This window comes from Modestobacter marinus (assembly GCF_019799945.1).
GTDB classification, from domain to species: Bacteria; Actinomycetota; Actinomycetes; order Mycobacteriales; family Geodermatophilaceae; genus Modestobacter; species Modestobacter marinus_B.
The window spans coordinates 93,839-103,875 of the sequence record NZ_JABGCH010000020.1 but is presented as its reverse complement, the minus strand read 5'-3'; the positions used below and the strand labels follow the sequence as shown (position 1 = coordinate 103,875).

Below are 10,037 nucleotides of genomic sequence, written 5' to 3'. Positions count from 1 at the left end.
GAACCGGCCCCACCTGGGCATCGGCGGACGCTCACCCATCGACCGCGTCAACAACGCTGCGGGTCAATACAGCTAGAGCTGCGACCCCGAGACGAGCGGACGTGCCCTCTACACGGCGAACGCGACAGCCGATGACTCGAGCCCGCTGCCGCAGTCAATCTTGTCTGTGCGGCGCAGGAGGAGCGGACTCCGATGGACGGGACCAAGCAGACGAGATCGTGGGAGACGGCTGGCGTGCGGACAGACCGGGTGCCCGTGCCATGACGGATGGGTTCTGACCATGGCCGTCATCGAGGACGTCCGGCCGCTGGGCGCCCAGTTGGGGCGCTCGTACACGGTGTACGTCCGCGGCAGGCTGAAGTTCCGGGTGGGGCAGATCGTCTACGTGGCGTTCTCGCTGGACGAGAGCGTGATGGGCTTCGCGTTCCCGAAGGAGGAGCGGGAGGCGCTCGTCCTGAGCGAGCCGCACAAGTTCCAGATGCCGGCGGCGTCGGACCTGCGCTTCAACTGGGTCCAGGCCGCCCTTGCTGCATTGGATCCGGCCGAAGCCCGCGAGCTCGTCGTCGACGCTTGGCGCATGGTCGTCCCCAAGAAGCTATCGGGCGCCTACGACCTCACCCATCCCATCGGCCCGGGCTGAGTCCGGTCTCCGTCACGACTTCTGTCAGCTCGGGCGCTTGTCAGCTTGGGCGCTCGGGCGGGCGTATCCCGACAGGGGGCAGGCCGAGGCCTGTGCCAGCGTGGTCGGTGAACGAGCCCTGAGCAACGGCTGCACGTCGTCGCAGCGCAGCCCGTCGCCCGACCTGGTTGCGCTGTGGTCGCGCATTGCGTCGGGGAGCCTCCCTGTCGGCCCGACCTTCGTGACCTCCGTCGTCCCAGTGGTCGTCCTGACCGTCATCACGATGGCCGTGTTCCTCTTCCGCAACAGTGGGAAGTAGCCATGGCCCTGGTCGGCGCCTCGCTCACCCCTCACTCTCTGCGTGAGCGGGCCTGAACCGGCGTCATGCGTCGTGTGTCTTCGCACGGCCTGACCAGGTGGGTCGCATACCGGCGTGAACTGCCGTCAGCCCCCGCCAACCAATCCGCGGGTCGTGGGTTCGAACCCCACGGGGCCCACGACGAAGCGGCCCGTGAGCCGCAGTTTCGCTGACCAGGGGTCGCGACCGCGCGACGGCTCGTGCAGGCTCTCCCGCCTCGTCCGACCACGGCGCGCCACCGTCTGGCGGAACGTGTGCCGACCGCCCACTCCGACCCGGCCTCGACCAGCAGAGCCTGGACATGCGCCGTGGCGTTGGAGACGTCGCGCAGACGCCCGGCGATGTCGTCGGCAGAGGCGTGGCCCGCCAGTTCGGCGCGCTCTCGGGAGTGAACGCCCGGTGCTCGCCCCGCCTGCTCTCCATGGCCGGCACTGACACGGGGCCGACGTCGCGCACCGGGTGGCCCCGTGCTCGACGGCCAGGTCCAAGCGCCGAACGCAGGACAGATCGGGGCGTCTTCACGGCGCTTGCGCCGCTGTGCGACCGATCTCCTTCAGCCACCGCTCAACTGCCCTGCGCCGGGTCCACGGGAGGCTCTGAGCCGACGCTCCGACGGGTGTCGGGGCGGCCGGGCGCCGGTGCTGCTGAGCCGGTCGGGCCCGGGCGGCGGCGTCGTCGGGAGTACTCCCGGATGGGAGCGGATCCGGCCGAGTCCCAATAGCGTGGTGTCGCCACTGGTCGCACAGATCGGAATCCCCATGGAGATCCTGCACTCGGCCATTGCCATCTTGGGCGCGATCGTGCTCATCATCAGGTTCAAGGTCGACCCCGTGATATCCCTGCTGGTCGCCTGCGTGTACCTCGGGCTCGCCACCGGACTGGGTGCCGAAGGCACCGTGGCGCAGATCACCGGGGGGTTCGGCGAGATCATGGCCGAGGTCGGACTGCTCATCGGCTTCGGCGTGCTGATCGGAGCACTGCTGCACGCGATGGGCACCTTCGGCGACCTGGTGGAGGTCCTCGCCCGCCGAGTGGGGCGCCGCCTGCCGTACGCGATGGCCGGCACGCTCTCCACGATCTTCCCGTCCATCTACGTCGACGTGCAGGTCGTGCTGGCGGCGCCCATGGCCAAGGAGTCGGCGCCCGCCGTCGACCGCCGCATCGGCCTGCCGTGGCTCGCCGGGGCGATGGCCATCGGCATCTTCGCCGGGTACGTCTTCGTCGTGCCCGGCCTCGCAGCGGTCGCCATCGCCGGGCTGATGGAGGTGCCACTGGGGACCTACCTGCTGTACGGGCTGCCGATCGGGCTGACGACAGCACTGGTCACGACGTTCCTGTTCCGGCGGTTGCTGGGGCGGGGCTACTGGAACGACGAGACCGACTTCGACCCGGACGTGGTCGTCGAGGAGGGCCGTCCGCACGACGAGACGGAGGACGTGCCGCGGGCCGAGGGCGCCGCGCGGTTGCCCCTGTGGGTGCGGCTGTTGCCGATCCTGGTGCCGCTGGTCCTGATCGCCACCGGGGCGATCGCCGGCCTGATGGACGTCTCGAACCCGGTGATCGCCTTCCTCGGCGACGCCAACATCGCTCTCTTCGTTGGGCTGCTGATCGCGTTCGGCATGGTCCGGCCGTCGCTGGGCGCGGACGGCGTCGGCACGGTCCTCACCGCGGGCTTTCACACGACCGGTGAGATCCTGCTCGTCACGGGCGTCGGCGGGTCCCTCGGCGCTGTCATCGCCGAGAGCGGCATGGACGAGACGCTCACGACCCTGTTCTCCGCCGACGAGAACGCGCCGGTGATCCTGAGCATCCTGCTGGCCTGGTTCATCGCCGCGGTGCTGCACTTCGCGATCGGGTCGGTGTCGGTCGGGGCGATCACCGCCGCAGGCATCATCTCGCCGATCGTCGGGTCGCTCGCGGTCGATCCCGTCGTCATCGCGTTGGCGATCGCGTCGGGCGCCATGTTCGCGCTCCACGTCAACAGCAACTTCTTCTGGATGTTCAGCACACTGCTCGATCTCTCCACCAAGGGCAGCCTGAAGACCCTGACGATGGCGACCTCGCTCGGAGCCGTCGTCTCCCTGCCACTCGTCCTGGCGGCCAGCCTGGTGGCCGCGGCCGTCTGAGCTCGGTCGAGGCCCGCGGCGCACTGGCGAACAGAGCGCGCGGCATGCCGGGCAGCTGCTGGCCGCGGACGGTCAGGCGGCCGTGATCGGGGCTCGAACGCGGCGTCGCCCTCCGCCCGGTAGCCAGCCAGCAGCTCGTACAGCCAGGAGCGGGAGACGCCGTAGGCCGCGATGAGCTCGGCCGGGCTCCGACCCTCGACCTCGATCGCCGTGAGCAGGGCCTTCGACATGGTCGAGCCTCAGCGGGTTGCCCGGCATGACGTGGGACATCAGTCCGGCATCTCATGAGACACCGGTCCGGGATGTCCTGAGCCAGAACACCACGGGACGGTCGCCGCCCCTGACGCGGCCAGCCGGTCACGGCCGACGATCAGTGGCTCCCTGCCGGGCCGGTACAGGCGCCGCGGCGCCGGCGGGTGCCGGCCATCTTCCTCCACGCCCTGATCAGCGCCACGCTGAGCGGATCCACCATGCGCCCCTCGCCGAGCAGAGGACGTACCCATGCTTCGCGTCGTGCCCGTCCTCGCCCTCGCCGCTGCGCTGGCCGGCCTGACCGCCTGCGGATCAACCGCCCCCGGCACCGGCGCGGACGACTCCGCCTCCTCCGCGGCGAGCAGTGCGGCGCAGTCCGGGACGCCGGAGCCGACGGTCGGAACGGAGCAGGCCACGAGTGCCGCGCCGTCCGCGGCACCCCAGACGGAGACCGGGCACGTGATCGCTGTGGCCGTGACGGCCGGCACCGTCAGCGGCGAGACCGGCCGCGTCGTCGTCGAGCTGGGCTCGGAGGTCCGGATCGAGGTCACCGCCGACACCACCGACGAGGTGCACGTCCACGGCTACGACCTCACGGTCGACACCGTCCCCGGCCAGCCGGTGACCGTCGAGTTCACCGCCGACATCCCCGGCGTGTTCGAGGTCGAACTGCATGAGTCGGAGCTGCTGCTGACCCGGCTGCAGGTGCAGTGACCTCTGACCGGGCGGTATGGACGGACGCAGTCCTGGCCCACGGCGTCGGTTCCCGCGCCGACCTGCCGGTGCCGGTGTGGTTGGCGATCACCGGCGGCGCGTGTGCGGTGATCGTCTCCTTCGCAGCGCTCGGTCTGCTGTGGCCCGAGCCGCGGCTGCGCGAGGACGCGGGGAGACCGTTGCCCGTTGCCGTCCAGGTCGCGGTCGACCACCCGGTCACCACCTGGGTGCTGCGCGCGGTCGTCCTCGTGGTGACCGTCGTCGTCGTCCTGGTGGCCCTGGCCGGACCGACCCTGCCCGAGGCGAACCTCGGCGTGTACGGCTTCTACATCACCTTCTGGGTCGGGCTCGTGCCGGTCAGCCTGCTGCTCGGTCCGGTGTGGCGTCGGGTCAACCCGCTGCGGACCCTGCACGCGCTGCTCGCCCGGCTGACCGGACCGGCCCCCGGGGCCGACCGCCTCGACCGGGTCGGGATGTGGCCCGCCGCCGTTGCGCTGCTGCTCTACTCCTGGCTGGAGCTGGCCTACCCGGGGCGGTCCCAGCCCAGCACGGTCGGGCTGTTCCTCGTCTTCTACGGCGTGGTGCAGCTCGCCGCCGGACTGTGGTTCGGGCCCGGCTGGTTCGCCCGCGGTGACGGCTTCGAGGTCTACTCCACCCTGCTCGGCCGGCTCGCCCCGATCGGCCGCCGCACGGACGGCTGCCTGGTGCTCCGCAACCCGCTGCACGGGGCGGAGGGGACGCCTCCGGTGCCCGGACTGGCCGCGGTCGTCGTCGTGCTCGTCGGCGGCACCGCCTTCGACGGGGTCACCCGGACCCAGTGGTGGCAGGACGGGCCGGGCCGGGCCGGTGACAGTGCCGGCCTGTTCGCCACCCTGGGCCTGCTGGACACGGTGGGGCTGGTGGCCGTGCTGTACGTCGTCGCGACGGCGCTGTCCGGGCGGATCTCCGGCACCACGGGCGGCCCCGCCCGGTACGCCCACTCGCTGATCCCGATCGCCGCCGGCTACGCCGTCGCCCACTACTTCTCGCTGCTCCTCCTGGACGGGCAGCGGACCTGGAGGCTCGCGAGCGACCCGTTCCAGACCGGGCTCGACCTGTTCGGCACCGCCGGCAACCTGATCGACTACACCGCTGTCTCGCCCCGCCTGATCAGCCTCGTCCAGGTCGGCGCGATCGTGCTCGGCCACGTGCTCGGCGTCGTGCTCGCGCACGACCGGGCAGTCCGGGTGGCAGCCCCCCGCCGAGCCCTCGTCGCGCAGTACCCCCTGCTCCTGGTGATGGTCGCCTTCACCGTCGGTGGGCTCGGGCTCCTGCTCGGCTGATCGTCACGGCGAGATGGAGCACGAGGACGGGAGCGCCGCCCTCACCACTGAACCCAGGCCGCCTCGGCGTTCGGCGCGTGCGAGGGACACTGCGACGTCGTGGCGTAGACCGCGGCCCCCTCGGGTGCCCACGTCCAGGCCGAGTAGGTGACCGCCTGCTTGTTCCCGCACTCCTGCACGACGCGGAACCAGGTCCCTCCGGACGCACCCCGGCAGCCGCCGGTGGAATGGTCGCCCCGCACGTAGGCCCACCAGCTGCTGCACGTCCCCGGGGCTGCCTCCGCGGCAGGGACGTCCACGGCCAGCGGCCCGAGGAAGGCGCTCCCGAGCACGAGAGCGACAAGGATGTGGCGAAGCCGCCCGCTCGTGATGGACATGAGGCGGACGGTAGAGCCGGAAAGCGCCCGTGCCCAGACATTCCTGTACCGAAACCAACTGCACGGTGTGTCGTGCCGGATCTGGCCAATGCGCAGCAGGTGCGCTACCGACCGCCGGGCGCGTGAGTCGTCGTCAGCAGGACGAGGGGTCTCCGCCGGGTGCGGCCGTGGTGCTCAGGACCCCCGCCACGGCGTCGAGGGCACCGGGCACCAGCGCGTAGTACGCCCACACGCCGCGCTTCTCACGCCGCAGCAGGCCGGCGTCCACGAGCACCTTGAGGTGGTGCGACACGGTCGGCTGGGAGAGGCCGAGCGGCTCGGTGAGGTCGCAGACGCACGCCTCCCCGCCGGCGTGCGCGGCGACCATCGAGAGCAGCCGCAGCCGGGCCGGGTCGGCGATCGCCTTCAGGACGCGTGCGAGGTCCGCGGCCTCCCCGGCGGTCAGCGCCCGGCGGACCAGCGGTGCGCCGCAGGCGACGGCGGCCGGCGGGGAGGGGAGGACGTCGACGCTCACGTGCACAGTATGCAGACGAATTGACCATCGTCGATGTCGTGAGCGAAGGTGGTTACCCACGACGACCGGGAGGAACCCGTGTCCGAGAAGCCCAGCGTCCTGTTCGTCTGCGTGCACAACGCCGGCCGCTCGCAGATGGCCGCCGGCTGGCTGCGCCACCTCGCCGGGGACGGCGTCGAGGTCCGCTCGGCCGGTTCCCTGCCCGGCGACCAGGTGAACCCGGCGGCGGTCGAGGCCATGGCCGAGGTCGGCATCGACATCTCCGACCAGTGGCCGAAGGTCCTGACCACCGAGGCGGTCGAGGCCTCCGACGTCGTCGTCACGATGGGCTGCGGCGACGCCTGCCCGGTCTTCCCGGGCAAGCGCTACCTGGACTGGACCCTCGAGGACCCGGCGGGCAAGGGCGTCGAGTCGGTGCGACCGATCCGCGACGAGATCGAGTCGCGCATCCGCGGCCTGCTCACCGAGCTGGACGTCCCCGTCCCCGGCTGATGCTCAGCGGTGTCGGCCGCTCATCGCGGCGAGCGCCACGGCGACCCCGACCAGCGCGGTGAGCCACCAGAACATCGCCGGATGGCTGCCGGTGAGCTCGGCCAGCGCGGTGCCTCCCCAAGGCGCCAGCGCGGCCGCCGCCGTGATCGGCGCGGAGAACCACCCGGCCAGCGTGCCGTAGCGGGCCGTACCCCACCGGTCCGCCACCACGGTCGCCTGCAGCAACGTGCCGGCGCCCCGGATCGCACCCGTGGCGATCGCCGCGGCCACGAGCAGGGCCGGCGGGCCGGTCAGCGCCGCGAGCAGGGCGACCGAGCCCGCCGAGGCCGCGACGATGGCCACCGTGCGCCCGGTCGGCGTGGTCCGTGCCGTCAGCGGGGCGTAGCCCAGGCGGCCCAGCAACTGCCCGGCTCCGAGCAGTCCCAGGGTGGTGGCGGCCAGTCCGGCCGACAGGCCCCGGGCGGTGAGCAGCGGGATGAGCGTCAGGCTGGCGGCGTACATCCCGAACGCGGTGAGGGTCAGGGCCGCGGAGAGCAGGACGAAGCCCGGCGTCCGCGCCTCGGCCGGCAGTCGGCGACCACGATGGCGGGCCGGGCGCTCGCCGGCCGGCGTCCACGGGGGCGTGAGGGCCAGTGCGTGCAGCGGCACGGTGACGACGGCGGCCAGCGCGAGGTACGTCGTCCGCCAGGTGAGGTGCTCGAGCAGCGCGTGGGTGAGCGGGGCGAACACCGTGCTGGCGAGCCCAGCGACGAGGGTGACCGCGGTGATCGCCTGCACCCTCCGGTCGCCGTACCAGCGGGTGAGGGCGGCGAAGGCGGCCTGGTAGAAGACCGCGGCCATGGCCACACCGGCCACCAGCCAGGCGACGAGGAACCACGCGTAGGTCGGGGCCAGGGCGATCCCCACCGTCGCCGGGACGGCCAGCAACGAGCCACTGGTCATGACCCGGCGTGGCCCGGAGTGGTCGAGCCAGTGCCCGATCGGGATGCCGGCGAGTGCGGACACGATCAGGCCGGCCGAGAAGGCCGCCGTGACCGCGGGAGCCGACCAGCCGGTGTCCTCGGTGATCGAGGCGAGGGCGACCGGGAAGGCGTAGTAGAGGACGCCCCAGCTGGTGATCTGCGTGGTGCACAGCGCCACCAGGGCTCGCCGGGGCCTCGCGACGCTCGCCGCAACGGTCTGGCGCCGGTCCACGCGACGGGGCTCAGGACCGCGTGCCGACCGGCACCACAGGGAGCTCGCAGCACCCGGACTCCTCCGCGGAGCGGCCGTGGGCCGACCCGGTGGCGAAGCCGACCCCGCCCGTGCCGCAGGAGGCCGCGGTCTCGGCGGCCTCCCGGTCACCCAGGTCGGTGGAGCAGACGCCGGTCGAGGGGAGCTGCAGCTCCACGCGCTCGGCCGCCGCGGTGTCACCGGCCAGCGCGGCGGCGATGGAGCGGACCTGCTCGTGACCGGTGGCCAGCAGGAAGGTCGGCGCCCGGCCGTAGGACTTCATGCCGACGACGAAGCAGTTCTCGTCCGGATGCGACAGCAGCGCCGCGCCGTGCGGCGGCACGGTGCCGCAGGAGTGGAAGTCCGGGTCGATGAGCGGCGCGAGCCGGGCCGGGGCCTCCACGCCAGGGTCCAGGTCGAGGCGGACCTCCCGCAGCATGTCCAGGTTGGGGCGGAAGCCGGTGGCCGCCGCGAGCGCGTCCACCTCGAGGCGGACCGCCACGCCGTCCCGCCCGGTGCCGGTGACCTGCAGTCGCCTGTTGCCGGTCGGGGCCAGCGCGGTGAGCGTGACCTCGCGGTGCAGGTCGACGTGCCCGGCCTGGACGGCCGCCTTCAGCGTGGAGCCGAGCAGGCCGCGGGCGGGCAGGCCGTCGGCGTCGCCGCCGCCGTAGAGCCGGGCGGGGGAGCGGCCCCGGATGGCCCAGCTGATCCGGGTGCCGGGCTCGCTGCGCTGCAGCTCGACCAGCGCGAGCAGGGTGTTGGCCGCCGAGTGACCCATGCCGACCACCAGGGTGTGCCGGCCGGCGAAGCGCTCGCGGTCCACGCCCAGCACGTCCGGCAGCGGCCCGGTCAGCCACGGGCCCGCCTGCTCCTCGCCGAGCGCGGGCAGCCCTGCGGCGCCGAGCGGGTTCGGTCGACCCCACGTGCCGGAGGCGTCGATCACCGCGCGGGCGCGCAGGTCGGCGACCGAGCCGTCGCGGACGGTGCGCACCAGGTAGGGGCGGCCGGCGCGGCCGACGGTGCGCGCCTTGTCCACGCCGTCCCGGCTCACCGCCAGGACGCGCGTGCCGGTCCGGATCCGCTGCGCGAGCTGTGGTGTGGCGGCGAGCGGGGCGAGGTAGGCGTCGACGAGCTCGGCACCGGTCGGCAGCGCGTCGCGGTCGGGGAACTCCCACCCGACCGGCTCCAGCAACCGGACGGCGGCGGCGTCGACGTCGTACTCCCACGGGGAGAAGAGGCGGACGTGGCCCCACTGACGAACTGCCGCGCCGACCTGGTCGCCGGCCTCCAGGACGAGTGGCTCGAGGCCCCACTCCAGGAGGTGGGCCGCGGCGGCCAGCCCGACGGGCCCCGCCCCGACCACCACGACCGGCAACTCCGACGTCATCCCCGACCAGCCCCTAGACATAGACACCCATCGATGCTTGAACGTAGCAGAGGACTGCTGGCGCCTGCTGCGACAGATGCCCGCTTCTCGGGCTTGACCTTGGACCGCACTCCAAGGTCTAGCGTCCGCCGCATGACCACCACGGCGGTGCGCGGCCTCCGGGTCGCCGAGCTGGCGACGGCCGCGGGCGTGCGACCGGACACCGTCCGCTACTACGAGCGCGCCGGGTTGCTCCCGGCGCCCGAGCGCACCGCCGCGGGCTACCGCAGCTACGACTCCGGGGCGCTCGACCGGCTGCGGTTCATCCAGGGAGCGCAGCGGCTCGGCCTCCGCCTGGCCGACATCCGCACCCTGCTCACCGTCCGCGACACCGGCACGTGCCCCTGCGAGCCGGCCGAGCAGCTCCTCCGGCGGCGGATGGCCGAGGTCGACGCCGAGATCGCCCGGCTCCTCGCGCTGCGCGCCGAGATGGCGGCCATGGCCGACGCGCTGCCCAGCGCCGAGTGCCCGCCCCCGAGCCCCGGAACCTGGTGCCCACCCGCGGGAGGAGGTGATCCCTCATGCCCGAGCTGACTTGCGACTGCGGTTGCGACTGCGACGAGACGTGTGACTGCGGCTGCTGCTGATCGTCCAGGACGCGCGCTCCGGGCCCGGGACCGGGGGC

The 10,037-nt window shown here is 72.9% G+C and carries 10 protein-coding genes; 6 read left to right on the top strand and 4 right to left on the bottom strand.

Going from position 1 to position 10,037, the window contains the following annotated elements; genetic code table 11:
* Positions 1-280 precede the first annotated feature (280 nt).
* The 4 genes from HK417_RS16690 (at position 281) to HK417_RS16670 (ending at position 5,391) form a co-directional block, all read left to right on the top strand.
* On the top strand, positions 281-640 hold the full coding sequence (locus HK417_RS16690) for an MmcQ/YjbR family DNA-binding protein (RefSeq protein ID WP_222268466.1): 360 nt from the start codon (positions 281-283) through the stop codon (positions 638-640).
* A 1,095-nt stretch (positions 641-1,735) separates the two neighbouring features.
* Positions 1,736-3,103, top strand: coding sequence for a GntP family permease (locus HK417_RS16685; protein WP_222268464.1), 1,368 nt, complete (start codon positions 1,736-1,738; stop codon positions 3,101-3,103).
* Between the two features lie 501 nt (positions 3,104-3,604).
* Positions 3,605-4,069, top strand: coding sequence for a hypothetical protein (locus HK417_RS16675; RefSeq protein ID WP_222268462.1), 465 nt, complete (start codon positions 3,605-3,607; stop codon positions 4,067-4,069).
* Positions 4,066-5,391 carry a hypothetical protein gene (locus tag HK417_RS16670; protein WP_222268461.1) on the top strand — a complete coding sequence of 442 codons (1,326 nt, stop codon included), beginning with the start codon at positions 4,066-4,068 and terminating at the stop codon, positions 5,389-5,391. Before HK417_RS16675 ends, HK417_RS16670 begins: the two co-directional genes overlap by 4 nt.
* A gap of 41 nt (positions 5,392-5,432) precedes the next feature.
* On the opposite strand, the gene HK417_RS16665 is transcribed toward HK417_RS16670, so the two are convergent.
* A complete protein-coding gene (locus tag HK417_RS16665) occupies positions 5,433-5,768 on the bottom strand; it encodes a hypothetical protein (protein WP_222268459.1) in 336 nt (111 codons plus the stop codon).
* Between the two features lie 133 nt (positions 5,769-5,901).
* The gene (locus HK417_RS16660) at positions 5,902-6,282 is read right to left on the bottom strand and encodes an ArsR/SmtB family transcription factor (RefSeq protein WP_222268457.1); all 381 of its coding nucleotides are present in this window, start codon (positions 6,280-6,282) and stop codon (positions 5,902-5,904) included.
* A 78-nt stretch (positions 6,283-6,360) separates the two neighbouring features.
* Between HK417_RS16660 and HK417_RS16655 the strand changes: the two genes are divergently transcribed.
* Entirely contained in the window at positions 6,361-6,774 is a 414-nt protein-coding gene (locus HK417_RS16655) for an arsenate reductase ArsC (protein ID WP_222268455.1), read from the top strand.
* A 3-nt stretch (positions 6,775-6,777) separates the two neighbouring features.
* On the opposite strand, the gene HK417_RS16650 is transcribed toward HK417_RS16655, so the two are convergent.
* Positions 6,778-7,968, bottom strand: a complete 1,191-nt coding sequence (locus HK417_RS16650; RefSeq protein WP_222268453.1) for an MFS transporter — start codon at positions 7,966-7,968, stop codon at positions 6,778-6,780.
* 10 nt (positions 7,969-7,978) lie between these two features.
* Positions 7,979-9,373 carry an NAD(P)-binding domain-containing protein gene (locus tag HK417_RS16645; RefSeq protein WP_222268451.1) on the bottom strand — a complete coding sequence of 465 codons (1,395 nt, stop codon included), beginning with the start codon at positions 9,371-9,373 and terminating at the stop codon, positions 7,979-7,981.
* Positions 9,374-9,505: 132 nt separating this feature from the next.
* Between HK417_RS16645 and HK417_RS16640 the strand changes: the two genes are divergently transcribed.
* Positions 9,506-9,946, top strand: coding sequence for a heavy metal-responsive transcriptional regulator (locus HK417_RS16640; protein ID WP_222268449.1), 441 nt, complete (start codon positions 9,506-9,508; stop codon positions 9,944-9,946).
* Positions 9,947-10,037: the final 91 nt, after the last annotated feature.